The 19,155-nt window shown below is 64.6% G+C and carries 17 protein-coding genes; all 17 read left to right on the top strand.

What is annotated here, in order from left to right:
- Positions 1-49: 49 nt before the first annotated feature.
- The 17 genes from D6Z24_RS20225 (at position 50) to D6Z24_RS20145 (ending at position 19,118) form a co-directional block, all read left to right on the top strand.
- A complete protein-coding gene (locus D6Z24_RS20225; protein WP_129128426.1) occupies positions 50-820 on the top strand; it encodes a lipopolysaccharide kinase InaA family protein in 771 nt (256 codons plus the stop codon).
- A complete protein-coding gene (locus D6Z24_RS20220; protein WP_129128425.1) occupies positions 820-1,866 on the top strand; it encodes a glycosyltransferase family 9 protein in 1,047 nt (348 codons plus the stop codon). Before D6Z24_RS20225 ends, D6Z24_RS20220 begins: the two co-directional genes overlap by 1 nt.
- 85 nt (positions 1,867-1,951) lie before the next feature.
- On the top strand, positions 1,952-3,250 hold the full coding sequence (locus D6Z24_RS20215; RefSeq protein ID WP_129128424.1) for a 3-deoxy-D-manno-octulosonic acid transferase: 1,299 nt from the start codon (positions 1,952-1,954) through the stop codon (positions 3,248-3,250).
- A gap of 154 nt (positions 3,251-3,404) precedes the next feature.
- Positions 3,405-4,472 (top strand): lipopolysaccharide heptosyltransferase II, encoded by a 1,068-nt coding sequence (gene waaF / locus D6Z24_RS20210; RefSeq protein WP_129128423.1) that lies wholly within the window; start codon positions 3,405-3,407, stop codon positions 4,470-4,472.
- The gene (gene lpxK, locus D6Z24_RS20205; RefSeq protein WP_129128422.1) at positions 4,469-5,545 is read left to right on the top strand and encodes a tetraacyldisaccharide 4'-kinase; all 1,077 of its coding nucleotides are present in this window, start codon (positions 4,469-4,471) and stop codon (positions 5,543-5,545) included. Before waaF ends, lpxK begins: the two co-directional genes overlap by 4 nt.
- A 21-nt stretch (positions 5,546-5,566) precedes the next feature.
- Positions 5,567-6,616 (top strand): lipopolysaccharide heptosyltransferase I, encoded by a 1,050-nt coding sequence (waaC, locus tag D6Z24_RS20200; RefSeq protein ID WP_129128421.1) that lies wholly within the window; start codon positions 5,567-5,569, stop codon positions 6,614-6,616.
- Positions 6,613-7,374: a glycosyltransferase family 2 protein gene (locus tag D6Z24_RS20195; RefSeq protein WP_129128420.1), complete on the top strand. Its 762-nt coding sequence runs from the start codon at positions 6,613-6,615 to the stop codon at positions 7,372-7,374. Before waaC ends, D6Z24_RS20195 begins: the two co-directional genes overlap by 4 nt.
- Positions 7,375-7,447: 73 nt before the next feature.
- Positions 7,448-8,581: a glycosyltransferase gene (locus tag D6Z24_RS20190; RefSeq protein WP_129128419.1), complete on the top strand. Its 1,134-nt coding sequence runs from the start codon at positions 7,448-7,450 to the stop codon at positions 8,579-8,581.
- Between the two features lie 85 nt (positions 8,582-8,666).
- Positions 8,667-10,529: a DUF3413 domain-containing protein gene (locus D6Z24_RS20185; protein WP_162605203.1), complete on the top strand. Its 1,863-nt coding sequence runs from the start codon at positions 8,667-8,669 to the stop codon at positions 10,527-10,529.
- Between the two features lie 16 nt (positions 10,530-10,545).
- Positions 10,546-11,529: a glycosyltransferase family 2 protein gene (locus D6Z24_RS20180; RefSeq protein ID WP_162605202.1), complete on the top strand. Its 984-nt coding sequence runs from the start codon at positions 10,546-10,548 to the stop codon at positions 11,527-11,529.
- Positions 11,526-12,680: a glycosyltransferase family 4 protein gene (locus D6Z24_RS20175; protein WP_129128416.1), complete on the top strand. Its 1,155-nt coding sequence runs from the start codon at positions 11,526-11,528 to the stop codon at positions 12,678-12,680. Before D6Z24_RS20180 ends, D6Z24_RS20175 begins: the two co-directional genes overlap by 4 nt.
- A 118-nt stretch (positions 12,681-12,798) precedes the next feature.
- On the top strand, positions 12,799-13,809 hold the full coding sequence (locus tag D6Z24_RS20170) for an NAD-dependent epimerase (protein ID WP_129128415.1): 1,011 nt from the start codon (positions 12,799-12,801) through the stop codon (positions 13,807-13,809).
- A gap of 108 nt (positions 13,810-13,917) precedes the next feature.
- Entirely contained in the window at positions 13,918-14,691 is a 774-nt protein-coding gene (gene rfbF, locus D6Z24_RS20165; protein ID WP_129128414.1) for a glucose-1-phosphate cytidylyltransferase, read from the top strand.
- Positions 14,692-14,734: 43 nt separating this feature from the next.
- A complete protein-coding gene (rfbG, locus tag D6Z24_RS20160) occupies positions 14,735-15,844 on the top strand; it encodes a CDP-glucose 4,6-dehydratase (protein WP_129128413.1) in 1,110 nt (369 codons plus the stop codon).
- Positions 15,841-16,800, top strand: coding sequence for an NAD-dependent epimerase/dehydratase family protein (locus tag D6Z24_RS20155; RefSeq protein WP_129128412.1), 960 nt, complete (start codon positions 15,841-15,843; stop codon positions 16,798-16,800). The genes rfbG and D6Z24_RS20155 overlap by 4 nt, the downstream gene beginning before the upstream one ends.
- 139 nt (positions 16,801-16,939) lie before the next feature.
- Complete coding sequence (rfbH, locus tag D6Z24_RS20150) at positions 16,940-18,286, top strand: lipopolysaccharide biosynthesis protein RfbH (protein WP_246014744.1); 1,347 nt, start codon at positions 16,940-16,942, stop codon at positions 18,284-18,286.
- A 52-nt stretch (positions 18,287-18,338) separates the two neighbouring features.
- Positions 18,339-19,118, top strand: coding sequence for an HpcH/HpaI aldolase family protein (locus D6Z24_RS20145; protein ID WP_129128410.1), 780 nt, complete (start codon positions 18,339-18,341; stop codon positions 19,116-19,118).
- Positions 19,119-19,155: the final 37 nt, after the last annotated feature.

Genomic DNA, 19,155 nt, shown 5'->3' with positions numbered 1-19,155 from the left:
TGCCGGCGGCTTCCCCCACTAATGGTTCCCGGATTATTTTGGAGGCCGGATGACGGCAGACCCCGCAGCAACCCGTATCGTCAACCCCGATTCGTACCTTCAGTTTGTCGTCGCCGGCAGGCGGGTGGTGGCGCGCGCCTGGGCTGCAGACGCCGTGCGCGAGGCTTTGACCGCGCCGACTCTGCACGACTGGGCGGCGGCCCGGACGGAGCGCGACGTGATGCACGGCCGCGGCGCCTGCTACGGCGTCACCCTCCCGGGGGCGGAGCCGGTACCCGTCGTGGTGCGCCGCAACCGGCACGGCGGCCTCTTGCGCTACTTAACCGGTGAGCGCTTTCTACCCCCCACCCGCGCGCCGCTGGAACTCGCCAACGCGGTCCGGCTTGCCGAGGCCGGGGTCCCGACCCCCGAGGTGATCGCCTACGCGCTCTACCCCGCGGCGTTTCCCTTCGTGCGCTGCGACGTGATGACCCGGCGCCTCCCTGCCGGGGGGGACCTGCCGGAGCGCTGGCAGGCGAGCGACGCGGCGGAGCGCGAGGCGCTGCTGCAGGCGGTGGCGCTCCTTTTGCGCCGGCTGGAAGGGTGCGGTGCCTGGCACCCCGACCTCAACATGAAAAACATCTACGTGACCCTCGCCCCGGTCCCCACCGCCTACCTCCTCGACGTGGACCGTGTGCTGTTTCCTCCGGAAGCGGAGGTCGCCCGGCGCAACTATGAGCGGCTCGCCCGCTCGGCGCGCAAGTGGCGCGACCGGTGGGGATTGCAAATCGACGAGGAGGCGCTGGCGCGGCTGGCATCCCTCGCTATGGAGAAAAATTGATGCGTTTTGCCACAGATAGGGTCTGTATCGTCATGATGAGCGCAGTAGGGGACACCGTGCACGTGCTGCCGGTGCTTCACTCGCTAAAGCGCGCCAATCCGGCCATGAAGGTGACCTGGATCCTGCAGCCCGGGCCGGCGATGCTGGTGCGCGGGCACGCGCTGGTTGACGAGATCATCCTGTTCGACCGCAGCAAGGGGTGGCGCGGCTACCTGGAGGTACGGGAGCAGCTGAAGTCGCGCCGCTTCGACCTCGTGCTCGACCTGCAGGTCTACTTCAAGGCCAACATCATCTGCTCTTTCGTGAACGCGCCGGTGAAGCTCGGCTTCGACTTCGCCCGTGCCCGCGACCTCAACTGGCTCTTCACCACGCACCGCATCCCGCCGCATGCCATGCAGCACGTCCAGGACCAGTACCTGGAATTCTGCGAGTACCTCGGTGCGCCGACCTCCCCGGTGGAATGGAACCTTGGGCCCTGGAACGACCAGGAGCGCGCGTGGCAGCGCGATTTCTACGCGCAGTTCGACCGTCCGGTGGTGCCCATCGTGGTCGCCACCAGCAAGGCCCAGAAGGACTGGATTCCCGAGCGCTGGGCGGAGGTGTGCGACGCGCTCGCCGGCGACTTCGGCCTGCAGCCGGTCCTTGTGGGGGGACGCTCCCCGCGCGAGGAGAACGCGGAACGGATCATCATGGAGAAGGCGCGCATCAAGCCCTTCAACAACCTGGGCAACGGCGGCCTGCGGGGGCTCGTAGGGGTGCTCGACAAGGCGGCGCTCGTGCTGTCGCTCGACACCGGCCCGCTGCACATGACCGTCGCCCTGGATCGTCCCGTGATCGCCCTCATGGGGTACTCGAACCCGAAGCGCGTCGGCCCGTACCGCAAGTTCGGCGACCTGGCCATCGACGCCTACGGCGAGCCGGGCGAGGATTACCCGATCACCATGGAGAACCATCCCGACCGGATGGCGCGCATCACGGTGCAAGACGTCCTCGACAAGGTCGAGGTGTGGCGCAGCCGTTACCGCCAAAGCGAGGCGGGCGCCTAGCGCTTGAGGCGCCCCGACCACGGTCCCGCCGTCAGGCGCGACCCCCCGTCCCCAGCCGGACACCCGGGACGGGAGAGAGAGCTGCATGTTCCTTCTTTTCTACAACCTGGCCGCCCTCATCCTTTCCCCCGCGCTGCTGGCGTTTCATCTTTTCCAGCTCCTGGCCGGGAAAAACCCGCCGGCACTTGCCGAGCGCCTGGGTGCGGTCTCGGCCGAGCAGATGCAAAAGATCCGCGGGCGGAAGGTGATCTGGGTCCACGCGGTCTCGGTCGGCGAGACCCTGGCGGCGCGCCCCCTCCTGAAGGCCCTGAAGGAGCGCCGCCCCGACTGGGCCCTCGTGGTCTCCAACACCACCGCCACCGGCCGGGCCGTCTCGGCCGGGATCCCCGAAATCGACGCCGTCGTCTGCTTCCCCTTCGATTTTCTCCCCTCGGTGCGGCACGCCCTCACGGCCGTCGCGCCAGAGCTCGTGGTGATCATGGAAACGGAGATCTGGCCCAACTTCACCCGCGAGGCGGCGCGCCGCGACATCCCGGTGGTCCTTGCCAACGGCAGGATCTCGGAGCGCTCCTTCCCGCGTTACCGCAAGTTCGACTGGTTCTTCCGCCCGACGCTGCGCCTGTTTTCCCTGCTTTGCATGCAGGCCGAGGGGGACCTTGAGCGGGTGCTCGCGATCGGCGCCCCGCCGGAGCGGAGCGTGGTGACCGGAAACCTGAAATACGACGTCCCGTATCGCGAAGTGCCGGCCGCGGAAAGGGCGCAACTCCGGGAAGACTACCGCGTCCCGGCCGCCGCCACCGTCATCTGCGCGGGGAGCACGAGGCCCGGGGAGGAGGCGTACCTGCTCGCCTCCTACCGGGAGCTCAAGCGGGAGCGCGACGACCTGTTCCTCGTCCTCGCGCCGCGCCACCCGGAGCGCACCGCGGAGATCGCGGCACTTCTGGAGCGGGAGGGCTTTACCTACCGGCGCTGCAGCGTGCTCGAAGGGTGGAGCGGTTCCTTTGCGCCGGGCGAGGTGCTCCTGGTGGACGGGGTGGGACAGTTGATGCGGCTCTACGCCCTCTCCGACCTCTGCTTCGTCGGGGGAAGTCTCGTGGAGCTCGGCGGGCACAACCTGCTGGAGCCCGCCTCGTGCGGCATCCCTTCCACCTTCGGGCCATACATGAACAACTTCCGCGACATCGCGGCGCTCGTCAAGCGCTACCGCGGCGGGGTGCAGGTGCCGTCGCCGGAGCAGTTGACCCAGGTCTGGCGCGAACTGATAGCCGATCCGGAGCGGCGCCGTGAACTGGGACATAACGCCCTCTCCATGATGCGGGAGAGCGGCGGGGCGACCGCGAAACACATGGCGCTCATGGACCGGTTCCTGGACAAACTCCCTTAATTTACTTCCCATATCGGCGTGGTTATGGCATCATTGCCCGATTTCAACGCCCGAGAAAGCCAATAATGCAACCAGTTTCACGTTTTGATAACTCCGCTCGTCCCGCCGGTCCGTCCTGCGCTGGGTCAAGCCCCAGCGGCGTCACGGGTGCCCGATGAAGACTATAGACCGCAGCCGCGTCCGCAAAATCCTCATCCGCGCCGTCAACTGGATCGGCGATGCCGTGATGACCACCCCGGCCGTCGACACCGTTCGCGCCAATTTCCCCGAAGCCGAAATCACCGTGCTTGCCAACGAGGCCGTCTCCGAGGTCTTTCGCGTCTATGACGGCGTGGACCGGGTGATCACCTTCCACCGAAACGGCCGTCACAAGGGCGCCCTCGGGCGTCTGCGGCTCGCCGCCGAACTGCGCCGCAGCCGCTTCGACCTGGCCGTCATGCTTCCGAACTCCTTCGATGCCGCCCTCGTCCCCTGGCTTGCCGGGATCCCGCAGCGCGTCGGCAAGGACAGCGACGCCCGCAGCATCATCCTCACGCACCGGTTTCCCCGCGTACTGCTTAAGCCGGACACGCATCAGGTGCTGAACTACCTGACCATGCTGGAGTATTTCGGCTTGAAGCCGTCGCCGGCACAGCTCAGGCTGCAGACCTCGGCCGCCGAAGATGCCGAGATGGATGCGCTCCTCGCGGCGCGTGGGATCGCACCCGGGGAGTTCGTGCTCGGCGTGAACCCCGGCGCCACCTACGGCTCCGCCAAGCGCTGGTACCCCGAGCGTTTCGCCGAGACCGCGCGCGAGTTGGCCAAGCGCTGGGGCGCCCGGGTCATCATCACCGGAGGCCCCGGAGAAACCGAGATGGCGGGAAAGATAGCCGAGTTGCTGGAAGGAGACTGCGCCGACTTCGCCGGAAAGACCTCGGTGAGGCAGCTCATGGCGCTCATCAAGCGCTGCAACTTCTTCATCACCAACGACTCGGGCCCGATGCACATCGCCGCGGCCTTCGACGTCCCGCTTGTCGCCATCTTCGGTCCCACCGACCACCGCACCACCAGCGCCTTCTTCGAGCGCGGCGCCATCGTGCGCCGGGGGGCCGACTGCGCTCCCTGCATGAAGCGGGAGTGCCCCATCGATCACCGCTGCATGACCGCGGTGACCGCGGGCGACGTGATCGAGGCAGCGGACGGGCTCTACCATCGGCTGGGTCTGGGCAAGGGGGGGCGGTGAAGCTTCCCTCGGAGCACTACTACCGCGATCTCGTGGAAGGAAAGCGTGAGGGGGTGCGGGACCGGCTCCTCCTCGCGCTGCTGCGGGCTCTGGCCATACCCTACGCGGGGGTGCTGAGCCTCAGGGCGGCTGCCTACCGGATCGGCCTGCTGCCGTCGCACCGCCTCCCGGTCCCGGTCATCTCGGTCGGGAACATCGCTCTCGGCGGCACCGGCAAGACGCCGGTGGTCGCATGGCTTGCGCGGCACCTCATCGAGCGCGGCAAGCGGGTCGCCGTTCTTTCCCGCGGGTACGGCGGTTCCGCCGAAGGGGAGCTCCGCATCGTCTGCGACGGCAAGAACATGCTTATTCCCCCCGAAGCATCCGGGGATGAGCCGTACCTCTTGGCGCAGAAGGTCCCGGGACTCATGACCGTCATCGGAGCGAACCGCTACCGCGCCGGGCTCTTCGCACTGAACGAATTGCAGCCGGACGTCTTCATCCTGGACGACGGGTTCCAGCACCTGCGCTTGAAGCGCGATCTCGACATCCTGCTCCTTGACGCAAAGCGTCCGTTTGCAGGCGGCCGGACCCTTCCCGCGGGCTTTCTGAGGGAGCCTGCAAAAGCGGTGCAGCGTGCCGATCTCATCGTCTATACCCGCTGCGCCCCGGGGCTCGCACCCGAGCCGGTCGCGGGAAAGCCCGCCTGCCGCAGCAGCCACCGGCTCACCGGCCTGGTACCGCTCGGCGGGGGCGACCGCGTCGGTCTCGACAGCGCCGCTGGGGCGCGGGTGACCGCCTTTTCCGGCATCGCCGACCCCGCCGGTTTCTTCGACCTTTTGGAGGCGGGCGGGGTGAGGCTCACCGCGACCCTGGCCTTTCCGGACCACGCAAGCTACGGCGAGGACGAGATCGCCGCCATCTGCCGGCTGCGGGACGCCTCGCGCAGCACCGTTCTCATCACCACCGAGAAGGATGCCGTGAAGCTCGCGCCGTACCGGGAGAGGCTCGGCAACTGTTTCGTGACGCTGCTCGAGATCGACTTCGAGGAGAGCGGCCTACTTCTGGATAAGCTGGACAAGCTGTTTCGATAACCCTTGCTCGCAGAAGGCTCTATGCGCGTACTAATCATCAAGACCTCGCCCCTGGGCGAGCTGGCCATCGCACTCTCGGTGCTCGACTACCTGAAAAAGGCGTCGCCCGGCATCGAGATCGACTGGGTGGTCGACGAGTCGCTGCGGCAGGTGCTGGAAGGACATCCGGACCTGAGCCTGCTGCACACGGTCCGCCCCGACGCCTGGCGCCGGCAGCTGTTCGCCGCCTCGACCCGAAACGAGGTGGCGGCGCTCAAGGGTGCGCTCGGCGAGCGCGAGTACGACATCGTCTTCGACCTGCAGGGGGACCTGAAAAGCGGCCTCATCTGCAAGCTGACCGGCTGCCCGAACCGCATCGGTTTCGAGAAGGAGGATCTGAAGGAGGGGGTGAACGTCTATTTCACCACGCGCCGGATCCCGATGCGGCGCCAGGACCAGCACCTGGCCGACAAGTACCTGCGCCTGGTGAGCATCCCCTTCGGCAAGGATTTCAGGCAGATGCCGCTTTGCGCCACGGTCGGCGTCTCTCCCGACGACGACGCCGATGCGGCGGCGCTCTTTGCGACCCTTTCCGACGGGCTCGTCTTCCTCTTCCAGTGCGGCAGCGCGCTGCCGACCAAGCTCTGGAGCGAGGCGGGGTGGATCGCCCTGGGCGCCGCGCTTTTGGAGCGTTTCCCGGATGCGACCATGCTGCTTCCCTGGGGAGACGCCGGTGAGAAAGGGACGGTGACCCGCATCGCCGCGGGTATCGGGCGCGGTGCACGCGTGCTCGAGGCGTACCGTCTGAAGGGGCTCGCGGCGGTGATGAAAAAGGCGGACCTCGTGGTGGGGGTCGACTCCGGACCGCTGCACCTGGCGGCCGCACTCGGCACCCCAACGGTCTCCCTCTACCGCTCCACCGATGCCCGCAGCGTCGGCCCGCGCGGAGAGCAGCACGCCGTCATCCAGTCCCCCATGCACTGCGCCCGCTGCCTGCGCAAACAATGCGACAAAGACCTCGCCTGCCGCGAAACCATCAAGGCGGAGGCGGTGCTCGCCTGCGTCGAGAAACTGTTGACGGATCATTCATGAAGATAAGCGCCACCATCATCACCCTGAACGAAGAGAAGTTCATCGGCGACTGTTTGAAGAGCCTCGACTTTGCCGACGAGATCGTGGTGGTCGACTCCGGGAGCACCGACCGCACCGAGGCGATCTGCCGCGAAAACCCGAAGGTCCGCTTCGAGTACCGGGCATGGCCCGGCTTCGGCAGGCAGAAAAACGCCGCGGCGGAGCTTGCGCAAAACGACTGGATCTTCAACATCGACGCGGACGAGCGGGTCTCGCCCCGGCTCAAGGAGTCGATCCTGAAGGTTTCCGAGGGGGGGGCTCCCTGCTACCGGGTGGCGCGCGAGAACTACTTCGGCGACCGCTGGATCAGGCGTTGCGGCTGGTACCCCGATTTCAACAAGCGGCTCTACGACCGCAGGGAATGCACCTTCAGCGAGAAAGAGGTCCACGAGGCGCTGGAGTGCCGGGGGAAGGTGGGGGAGCTCGACGGGAACCTGGTGCACAAAACCTATTCCGGTCTCTCCGACTACGTCACCCGGATGGAGCGCTATTCCACCCTGGCGGCCCGGGAACTGGTCAAAAAGGGGAAGCGCCCCGGGCTTCTCCATCTTCTTTTCAAACCCCTCTTCACCTTCTTCAAGATGTACGTTTTGAAGCTCGGTTTCCTGGAAGGGGGGATGGGGTTCGTGCTGAGCACCATTTACGCCCATTACACCTTCTACAAGTACGGCAAGGCGATCGAGCTGAACCGCGCGGAAAGGGAGCTTCGTCGCGGCTAGGGCCGGGGGCGATGCCGCGGCCGACGGTGCCGCGGGAAGGATACAGGTTCAAAGAGTGACAGAAAAAGCAAGCATGCAGGAAAAGAAAAGCCGCACCTTCAACATCCTCCACACCGAGTGGTCCCCGGACGGCTGGGGCGGGCAGGAGAGGCGCGTCATCCAGGAGTGCCTCAGGGTGCGCGAGATGGGGCACAACGTGGTGATCGCCTGCCAGCCGGGGAGCGCGGTGCTCGAGAACGCGAAGCGCGTCGGCATCCCGGTGGAAGAGGTGCCGATGCGCAGGGTCCTCGACCCCGCCGCGGTATGGAAGATCTACCGCGCCATCAAAAAGCACCGCATCAACGTCGTGAGCACGCACAGCAGCAAGGACAGCTGGTCAGGAGGCCTGGCGGCCAAGCTGGCCGGGGTCGAGCTGTTGATCAGGACCCGCCACATGGCGAACCCGATCTCGCAGAGCCCGTTCAATTTCGTCTACCGCATGCCCGACGGCATCGTCACTACGGGCGAAGCGGTCCGGGAGGCGATGATCAAGGACAACGGCATGGCGCCGGAGCGGATAGTCTCCATCGCCACCGGCGTTTCCCTGGAGCGCTTCGACCCGAGCCGACCGGTCAACCCCGGGCTCAGGGAGGAGCTGGGGATACCGGAGGACGCCCCCGTGATCACCATGATCGCCATGCTGAGAAGGGGGAAGCGCTACGACGTCATGGTGGCTGCGGCGCAACTGCTGAAGGATGAGTTCCCGCAGGCGCGCTACCTGTTCGTCGGCGACGGTGCGGGGCGTGCCACGATCGAGGGACTGGTCCGCGAGGCGGGCGTCGAGCACCAGGTGATTCTGACCGGCTACCGCAGCGACATCCCGGAGCTGCTCGCCATTTCGGACGTGGCGGTGCTCACCTCGGAGCTGGAAGGGGTGCCGCAGGGAATCACGCAGTCGATGGCCATGGGGCTCCCCGTGGTGGCTGCCCCGGTGGGGGGGCTCGCCGAACTGGTCCTGGACGGCAAAACCGGCTTTCGCGCGCAAAGCGGCGACCCGGCGTCCTACGCCACGGCCATCGCGACGCTGCTGCGCGACGAGGCGCTGCGCAGAACGCTCGGCACCGCCGCGCGCAACCTCGTGCTCCAGGGGTACACCGAAGAGATGATGGCGCGCAGGACGCTGGATTTCTACCACCGGATTCTGGACGCGAGGAAGAAGGGACGGTGAGCGCCTGTAGGGCACGGCAGGCCGGACCCGGCGCGGTCACGGCAGGACGCGGCCGGCCGGCGTCGTGGCAAAGGAGTGGTTCCTGTTGATCAACAAGGCGGTTACCTTTAAAAGGACCGGTCCCCGCAGCACCCTATTGCGCTGGACGGCGTGGTTCACCGCGGCCAACGCGGTGGTGCTCATGCTGATATCCGTGCAGTACCTGAAGCTTATGCCGCCGCCGGACACGGCGCTCGCGACCGCTACTCTGGGCATCTCCTACCTCGGGCATTTCTTCTCCCTGGCCTTTTACCTGTTCCCGGCAAGCGCGCTCTTGATCGCCCTCTACCCGCGCCGCTGGGCGGTTTCCGGGCTCTCCATCGCGCTGCAGCTTGCCCTGGTGCTTGGCGTCGTCATCGACACCCTGGTGTTCGCCCAGTACCGTTTTCACCTGAACGGGATGGTGTTGAACCTGCTCGCCAGCGGCGCCGCCGGTGAGGTGCTCCCGATGACCGGAAAGCTCTGGTTCCTTCTGGCTCTCGCCGTGCTGGTCGCGGCACTCGCCGAGTGTGCCATCGCCTGGGTTTGCTGGCGCTGGGTCGAGAAAAGAAGACGCAGCGTGGGGGGAGGTGTCGCCCTTGCCGTGGCGCTCCTCATCCTCTCCACCCACGCCGTGTACGCCTGGGCCGACGCCAACTACGTCACCTCCATCACGAGCCAGGCGCGCTACCTCCCCGCCTTCATGCCCCTCACCGCGAAGCGTCTGCTCGCAAAGCTCGGGCTTGCCGGCAAGCGGGAAGGGGGGGGGCTCGCCATGCCCGACCGGCACAGCGGCCTGCGCTATCCCCTGGAGCAGCTCTCCTTCCGGGAGCCGACGCGACGGCTGAACCTCCTGGTCATCGCCATCGACAGCTGGCGCTTCGACAACCTGACCGCCGAGGAGACCCCCAACATCTGGCGCCTGTCGCAAAAAGCGTGGCGCTTCGACAACCACCTAAGCTCCGGCAACGCGACGCGCTTCGGGATCTTCGGCCTGTTTTACGGCCTCTACGGCACCTACTGGCACGCGGTGCTCGCCGAGGAGCGGAGCCCCGTGCTGATGCGGGAGCTTTTGCGCCGCGGCTACCGGATGGGGATCTACGCCAGCGCCCCGCTCGTGAGCCCCGAATTCGACCGCACCGTCTTCGCCGATATACGCGGCAGGATCGACCTGCACACCGAGGGGGACTCCCCAGTCACGAAGGACCGGGCCATCACGGACAAGATGCTCAAGTTCATCGGAGCCCAGTCCGCGGACGCCCCGTTCTTCGGCTTTCTCTTTTACGACGCGCCGCACACGGCAGGTCACCCCCCCGGGGTCGCACCGTTTCAGCCGGAGCTTAAAGAGGTCGATTACCTCAAGCTGAACAACGAGTACGACCCGCGCCCCTTCTACAACAGGTACCGCAACTCGGTGTACTACGCGGACACCCTGGTGGGAGAGGTGCTCGCGGCCCTGGAGAAAAAGGGGCTCATGGAAGAGACCGTGGTGGTGATCACCGGGGACCACGGTGAGGAGTTCAACGACCTGAGGCTCAACTACTGGGGGCACGGGGGCAACTTCTCGAAGTACCAGACGCGGACCCCGATGGTGATCCGGTGGCCGGGCAAGGGGGCGCACGTCTACAGCCACGCCACCACTCACCTGGACCTGGCCCCCATGCTGATGAAGGAGCTCTTCGGCTGCCAGAGCGAACCCGGGGCCTTCAGCAACGGCCGCTCCCTGCTGGATGCCGGGGCGCGCCCTTTCACCGTGATCAGCTCCTGGGACACCTTCAGCGTCAACGAGCCCGACCGCATCACGGTGACCCACCCCTCAGGCGATATCGAGGTGCTCGATGCCGCCTACCGCCCGATCAAGGGGGCGACGCCGCGTCCCGGAATATCCGTGGAAGCCATGCGCGGCATGGGGAAGTTCTTCGCCCGATAGGGCATCAGGAGGAGTTATGACAAAGCCGCTGGTTTCCATCTGCATCCCCGCGTACAACGGCGCGGCGTTCATAGGAGAGACCCTCGAATCGGTGATCGCGCAGAGCTACCGAAACGTCGAGATCCTGGTGGGGAACAACTGCTCCACCGACGCCACCGGCGAGATCGTCGACAGCTTCAGCGCACGCGACCCGCGGGTAGTCCACGTACGGCACGAGAAAAACCTGGGGTACGTAGGGAACCTGAACACCCTTTTCGCCATGGCCAAGGGGGAGTACGTCGCCTTCTACCATGCCGACGACGTGTACCACCCCGCGCTGGTGCAAAAAGAGGTGGAGATCCTCGAGGGGAACGCGGAAGTAGGCGCCGTCTTCTGCAAGGCGAAGAACTTCTGCGACGACCTGGAGCAGGCGCGCCGCTGCAAGCAGCGCTTCCTGAAGCCGGGGGGCGCCATGAAGCAGGGGGACGGGTACCTCTGGGGGGGGATGGACGCCTTTTTGCCCATCTTCCTCAGGGAAGGGAACTTCATCGTCTGCTCCAGCTTCATGACCAGGAGGGGTGCGCTGGAGCGGGCCGGGCTCTGGAGCGACGCGTACGTCGGCCCGGAGGATCTGAACCTGTGGCTGCGTTACCTTAAAAACGGCCTCCCGCTCGCCGTGATCACCGACTACCTCATCTATTACAGAAAGCACAGCGCCTCCGGAACCGCCTCGCTCAGGGCCATCTCCCCCGGCTTCCAGCGCGACAACCACTTCCGGCTCATGGACGACTTCATCGGGGAGAACCCGACGGCGGCCCCCGCGCATCACCTGCGGGCCTACCGCAAGCGGAAGGCGAAGATCATGCTCAAGGTTGCCGGGGCCTACCGGGAGATGGGGGATGCGGCGAACTACCGCGAGTACGTGGAACGCTCGGTGCAGTCCTTCCGCCTTCCGCTCCTGACCAAGCGGGGGCTGGTGCAGCGCTTCCCGCAGCTCGCCTTCCGGCTGGGCATGCCGTGAAAGTCGCCCTGATCCGTCAGAAATACACCCCCTTCGGGGGGGCGGAGCGCTACATGGTGCGGCTCATCGAGGAGCTTGTCGCCCTGGGGCACGAGGTGCACGTCCTCGCGTCGAGCTGGGACGCGGAGGGTGGGGAGAAGATCCGGTTGCACCCGGTCTCCGCGGCCAGAAAGCCGGGGTGGCTCAAGTCGCTCACCTTCTCGCTCGGATGCAAGCGCATCATCGAAAGCGAGCGCTTCGACGTGGTCTTCAGCCTGGAGCGGACGCTCAGGCAGGACATCTACCGCGCCGGCGACGGCTGCCACCGGATCTGGCTCAGGCGCAAGAACCTGGGGCGGGGGTGGCTCGCGCGGCTTGCCACTTACCTGAGCCCCTTCCAGCTCGCCTACATGGCCCTGGAGCGACGGCTCTACACCGACCCCGCCCTCAGCGCGGTGATCGCCAACTCCGAGATGGGCAAGCGCGAGATCGTGGAGCTCTACGGAGTCCCCGAGGATAAGATAAGGGTGGTGTACAACGGGGTTGATGCCGCCCACTTCCCGCTGCAAAGGCGCGAGGAGTACCGGGCGCGGTTAGCCGAAACGTACGGGCTCGGGGAAGAGCTGCGCATCCTCTACGTGGGGAGCGGCTTCAAGCGCAAGGGGGTACCCGCCCTGATCGAGGCCGCGGCGAAAATCACCGTTCCCTTCAAGCTCTTCATCGTGGGGAAAGGGCGCACCGGGGCACTTATGGGCCGGGCGCAGCGCCTCGGGGTGGCGGAAAAGGTGGTGTTCACCGGGCCGGTGCGCGACGTGGAGCGCTTCTACCTGGGGTGCGACATCTTCGCCTTCCCGACCCTCTACGACCCCTTCAGCAACGCCACGCTCGAGGCGATGGCCTGCGGGCTTCCCGTAATCACCTCGCGCTACAACGGTGTAGCGGAGCTGGTTCGCGACGGGGAGCAGGGGATCGTGTTGCGCGATCCTCTCGATGCGGGAGAGATCGCGGCGGCCGTGGTGCAGTTCGCCGACCCGCAGCGCCGCCAAAGGATGGGGGCGGCGGCCGCCGAAGCGGCGGCACCCCTTACCATGCAGCGTAACAGCAGGGAAACCCTGGAGGTGATCGGGGAGGTTCTGGAGAAAAGGTCAGGGACGGTGTTGCGGAAAACGTAAAAAAAGATTTACTTGTGCTCCGCTAAGGTGGCATATAATCCGTTTCCGTATCCGGTGCGGCCAGGGCTTTCCGCGGCAGCGCCCCCCGCCGCTGCACCGGACCCATTGGGAGGTAAACATGAAGAAGATACTGGTTACCGGCGCAGCCGGTTTCATCGGCTTTCACCTGTCGCAGCGGCTTTTGGCACGCGGCGATCAGGTGGTGGGGATCGACAACCTAAACGACTACTACGACGTGAACCTGAAGCTCGGGAGGCTCGATCTGCTCAAGGAGCGCGACGGCTTCCGCTTCCTGAAGATGGGGCTCGAGGAGCGGGAACCGCTGCACCGCCTGTTCGAGGAGGAGCGTTTCGACGTCGTGGTGAACCTCGCGGCGCAGGCGGGGGTGCGCTACTCGCTCGTCAACCCCTACGCCTACATCGACAGCAACATCCAGGGGTTCGTCAACATCCTCGAGGGGTGCCGGCACCACGGCGTGAAGCACCTGGTCTACGCCTCCTCCAGCTCGGTCTACGGCGCCAACACCACCATGCCGTTCTCCGTGCATCACAACGTCGACCACCCGGTCTCCCTCTACGCCGCCACGAAGAAGGCGAACGAGCTCATGGCCCACACCTATTCGAGCCTGTACGGCATCCCCACCACGGGGTTGCGCTTCTTCACCGTCTACGGACCGTGGGGACGGCCGGACATGGCGCTCTTTCTCTTCACCAAGGCGATCCTCGAGGGGCGTCCCATCGACATCTTCAACTACGGCAAGATGCGCCGCGACTTCACCTTCGTCGACGACATCGTCGAGGGGGTGATCCGGGTGAGCGACAAGGTGCCGCAGGGGAATCCCGCCTGGAGCGGCGACGCCCCGGACCCGGGCACGAGCTACGCCCCGTACAAGATCTACAACATCGGCAACAACTCCCCGGTGGAGCTGCTCCGGTTCATCGAGGTGCTTGAGGAAACGCTCGGGAAAAAGGCGGAGAAGAACCTCCTCCCCATCCAGCCGGGCGACGTGCCGGCGACCTACGCCGACGTGGACGACCTGATGGCGGACGTGGGTTTCAAGCCCGCCACCTCCATCGAGGAGGGGATCGGGCGCTTCGTCAAGTGGTACCGGGAGTTTTACCGCGTCTAGCCCCGGCCGGGTGTCCCGGAGTTCCCGCTGCCTGCCGAGGGGGGCTCCGGCGCCACGGTCGCACCGGCGGCGATTTGTCATGCAATAACGAACATCTCAGGAGAGCGCATGAAGGTAGTGATACTGGCCGGCGGTTTCGGCACCAGAATCAGCGAGGAGTCCCACCTAAAACCGAAGCCGATGATCGAGATCGGCGAACGTCCCATCCTCTGGCACATCATGAAGATGTACTCCAACTACGGTTTCAACGACTTCGTGGTCTGCCTTGGCTACAAGGGGTACTGCATCAAGGAGTACTTCGCGCATTACTTCCTGCACGAGTCCGACGTCACCTTCGACTTCAGGAACTCCAACGAGCGTGTAGTCCATAATCATTCCGCCGAACCATGGTCGGTGACCTTGGTCAACACCGGGCTGGAGACCATGACCGGCGGCCGCGTGAAGAGGGTACGCGACTATCTCGACGGCGAGACCTTCATGCTGACCTACGGCGACGGCGTCTCCGACGTCCCCATCGACAAGCTCCTGGAATATCACCGAAAGCACGGCAAGCTGGCGACGGTGACCTCGACGCAGCCATCCGGGCGCTTCGGCGCCCTGGATCTCACCGGCGATAACCAGGTTCGAGGTTTTCAGGAAAAGCCAAAGGGGGATGGGTCCTGGATCAACGCCGGGTTCTTCGTCATGGAGCCCGCGGTGCTCGACCTGATCGAAGGGGACTCTACCATTCTGGAAAAAGGGCCTATGGAGTCGCTGGCGAAAAGCGACCAGTTGGTAGCCTTCAAACACGACGGCTTCTGGCAGCCCATGGACACTTTGCGCGACAAGAACTACTTGGAAGATCTCTGGAAGTCGGGACAGGCCCCGTGGAAACAATGGTGATAACTCCTCCCGCAGATGGGAGGGGGCAGAAGGAACAATCTCGATGAGCCACAAAAAGCAGCACCATTTCGATCCGGAATTCTTCCGGGGCAGGCGAATTCTGGTCACCGGCCACACCGGCTTCAAGGGAAGCTGGCTTTCGCTTTGGCTGCACATGCTCGGTGCACAGGTGACGGGGTACGCACTATCCCCCCCGACTAATCCGAGTCTCTTCGACTTGGCCGGCGTGGCGGGGCTGGTGCATTCGGTGACCGGCGACGTGCGCGACCAGGCGGCGCTTTCGGCCGCCGTGAAGGCAGCGGCCCCAGAAATAGTGATCCATATGGCGGCGCAGCCACTGGTGCGTGAGTCGTACCTGAACCCGGTCGACACCTATTCGACCAACGTGATGGGAACGGTCCACATCTTGGAAGCGGTGAGAAAGAGCCAGGGCGTCAAGGCGGTGCTGAATGTCACCACCGACAAGTGCTACGAGAACCGGGAGTGGCCCTGGGGGTACCGCGAGAACGAGCCGATGGGCGGGTACGACCCCTACTCCAGCAGCAAGGGGTGTTCGGAGCTGGTTACCGCCGCTTACCGCAACTCCTACTTCAATGAGGCCCGTTATGCAGACCACGGAGTGGCGCTGGCCTCGGCCCGTGCAGGAAACGTCATCGGCGGCGGCGACTGGGCGGCGGACCGTCTCATCCCCGACTGCGTCGCCGCACTCCTGAAGAACCAGCCGGTGCGGATCAGGAACCCGCACGCCATACGCCCCTGGCAGCATGTGCTGGAGCCGCTGTCCGGCTACCTTGCCCTTGCCCAGAGGCTGTACCAGGATGGGCCGCGATTCGTCGGCGCCTGGAACTTCGGTCCTGGAGACGACGACGCCCGCGAGGTCGAATGGATTGTGCAGAGGATGTGCAGCCGCTGGCAGGGTGATGCTCATTACGTGGTGGACCAGGGCGAGCACCCGCACGAGGCGCACTACCTGAAGCTGGACTGTTCCAAGGCCAAGGCGAAGCTCGGCTGGAGGCCCAGATGGAGCCTGGAGACGACGCTGGACAAGATCGTCGACTGGACCCTCGCCTACCAGAGGGGGGACGATCTGCGCGAGATCTGCCTTGAGCAGATCTCAGCTTACACCGCTGCGGATAGCGAGAGCCGGCAGTGACGCCCTTCCCCTCGACCAAGCGGATCGCCATTCTTGGCGCCACGAGCCACATTGCTAAGGGGCTCATTCACCAGTTCTGCCTGGCACAGGATGCGGAGCTTTACCTGTTTGCCCGCAACGCCCAGCGGCTGCGTAGCTTCCTTGTCTCAATCGGAGCGACGCAGCAGGTCCGTGTGCTCCCATTCGATGAGTTCCCGATCCACCGCTATGACACCGTGATAAACTGCGTCGGGATCGGCAGCCCCGGCAAACTTGTCCAAGAACCGTACGCCGTCTTCGATATCACCGAAAGGTTCGACGACTTGGTCCTGCGCTACCTGGAAAGGGAGCCGGAAACTCTCTTCGTGAGCCTCAGCAGTGGGGCCGCCTACGGGACCGACTTCTCCAAACCACCAACTGAAAGTAGCGAGGCGCGGTTCAACGCCAATGCTCTGCAGCCCACAGAGTACTACGGCGTCGCGAAACTCTGCTCCGAAGCGAAACACCGTGCCCGGAAGGAACTCAACATCGTCGACTTACGGGTCTTCGGCTACTTCAGTCGGTTCATAGACCTGGATGAGAAATTCCTTCTGAGCGAGTTGGTCAGCTGCATCAAGCACGGCCGGGAGTTCGTCACAGGCGCACACGACCTGGTTCGGGATTTCGTCCACCCGGAAGACTTAACGGAGCTGGTACGCTGCCTGATGCGGCAGAAGCGCATCAACGACGTCTTAGACGTTTACAGCGCGGGGCCGGTAGGGAAATTCGAGATCATCGCGGCGTTCACCGCATCCGGGGCGCTTGCCTACCGCGTCGCGGAACAGCATGCCGCAGTGACAGCCACCGGCGTCAAGAGCAACTATTTCTCAGAAAACCGCAGAGCGGCGGCATTCGGCTACCGACCTCGGTTCACCTCGCTTGATTGCATACTGCGGGAGACCGAGGCGATACTGTCGGGGACACGGGGCGCGAGCTAGCGGCAAGGATGCACCGGTTTTCCAGGAACCCCGGCGTGATCTTTGGAATATCTTGCCAGATATGCCGGCATCGTGGCATATAGGACATTCCTGCGCCAGGGACGCGGCGATTACTACGATCAGAGGAAGGAGCGGTCATTTGGTAGATAGCGACGGACAGGAGAAGCTTTTACGACAGCAAGCCATAGACGCCGCCGTAAGGTATTACGAATTCAAGCACAAGAAGGATCGGGTTTTTTCCCCTGGGGACCGCATCTCTTACGCCGGCAGGGTCTTCGACGGCAGGGAGATCGCCTCTCTCATCGACTCGTCGCTCGACTTTTGGCTCACCACTGGGCGCTACGCGGATCGTTTCGAGTCCGAATTCGCCCGGTTCATCGGGGTGCAGCACTGCTCCCTCACCAATTCGGGGTCCTCGGCGAACCTCCTCGCCTTCATGGCGCTCACCTCCCCAAAGCTCGGCGAAAAACGGATCAAAAAGGGGGACGAGGTCATCACGGTGGCCGCCGGGTTCCCGACCACCATCGCGCCGATCATCCAGTTCGGGGCGGTGCCGGTGTTCGTCGACGTCTCCTTCCCTACCTACAACATCGACTGCTCACAGCTGGAAAACGCCCTCTCTGACAAGACAAGGGCAGTAATGGTGGCGCACACGCTGGGCAATCCCTTCGACCTCGCGGCCGTGAAAGAGTTTTGCGACCGCAACAATCTCTGGCTCATCGAGGACAACTGCGATGCCCTCGGCTCCAGGTATCTCCATCAGGGCGAATGGCGCTACACCGGTACCATAGGCGACATCGGTACCTCCAGCTTTTATCCGCCACACCACATGACAATGGGGGAGGGGGGGGCTGTCTACACCGACGACACCGTGCTAAAGCGCCTTGTGGAGTCCTTCCGTGACTGGGGGCGCGACTGCTGGTGCCCCTCCGGCAAGGACAACACCTGCAGCAACCGCTTCGGCCAGCAGTTCGGCGAACTTCCCTACGGTTACGACCACAAGTACGTCTACTCGCACTTCGGCTACAACCTCAAGGTCACCGAAATGCAGGCGGCCATCGGCTGCGCGCAGTTGGAGAAACTTCCGGATTTCATCGATGCACGGAAGAATAACTGGCGGACGCTACGCGATGGTCTGGAGGAGGTCGCGGATCGCCTGATCTTGCCGGAGCCGACCGAACACTCGGACCCCTCCTGGTTCGGCTTTCTCCTTACCGTGCGCCAGGGGACGGGCCTTGGACGCGGCAAGATCGTGGACCGGTTGGAGAACAATGGCATCCAGACCCGCATGCTCTTTGCCGGCAACCTGATCAAGCACCCCTGCTTCGACGAGATGAGAAAGACCGGCACCGGCTACCGGGTGGTCGGCGACCTGGCAACCACGGACCGGATCATGAACGATACCTTCTGGGTCGGGGTCTACCCCGGCATGACTGAAGAGATGCTCTCCTTCATGGTCGATACCATCAAAGGCGCCTGCCGCTAGGCTCCTGGGCGGATGCCCCTATGGGGGGTATCCCGCAGAACAAGGTGACGCTATGCATCAAAATCCACTGAAGAAAAAGCTGGCCGAGGGGAAGCCCGTTCTCGGGATGTGGTCCATACTGCCGTCCCAGACCCTGTCCGAGATTTTCGGACGCGCCGGGCTCGATTTCCTGATCCTCGACATGGAGCACGGTCCTTTCGGACTGAAGGAACTCGACGCCTGCGTGCGTGCCTGCGAGGGGGCGGGGTGCTCGCCGCTGGTCCGTGTGCCGGGGCCAAGCCAGTTCACGATCCAGTCGGTGATGGACCTTGGGATCCATGGCTTGATCGTTCCCCAGGTGCAGGACGCGGCCTCGGTACGGGAGGCGCTTCGCTGCATGAAGTACGCCCCCGAAGGCATCCGGGGCTACAACCCGTTCACCCGCGCCGCAGGCTACGCCGGCGCTGCGACCAACCAGGCAGGGAAGTTGAACAATGGCTTCTCGTTCAAATCGATCATCGTCGAGAACCAGTCTGCCTGCGACTCGATCGACGCCATACTGGAGATAGAAGATCTGGACATGGTGTACATCGGCGTCTACGACTTGTCGGTGGCGATGGGGTGCCAGGGTGATACGCAGCATCCCAGGGTCACCTCTTTTCTGGAAACGGCCGTGAAGAAATGCCGCGCTGCGGGGAAGGCTGCGGGCATGATGGTCCGTTCCGAGGCGGAGATCGGTGCGGCCCTTTCGCTTGGCGCGAACTTCCTGGTCTATTCGGTCGACAGTTACTTCATTCACCGCGCTGCCAGTGACGTGGTGGAATCGTTGGCGAGGATCACGGGGCAGAATTAATGTTCGTACTTCTGTGACGCCTACCTTTAGGAGAGTT

The organism is Geomonas oryzae (genome assembly GCF_004117875.1).
GTDB lineage: Bacteria > Desulfobacterota > Desulfuromonadia > Geobacterales > Geobacteraceae > Geomonas > Geomonas oryzae.
Note: the sequence above shows the minus strand (reverse complement) of the source record. Positions and strands in the feature narration are given on the sequence as shown.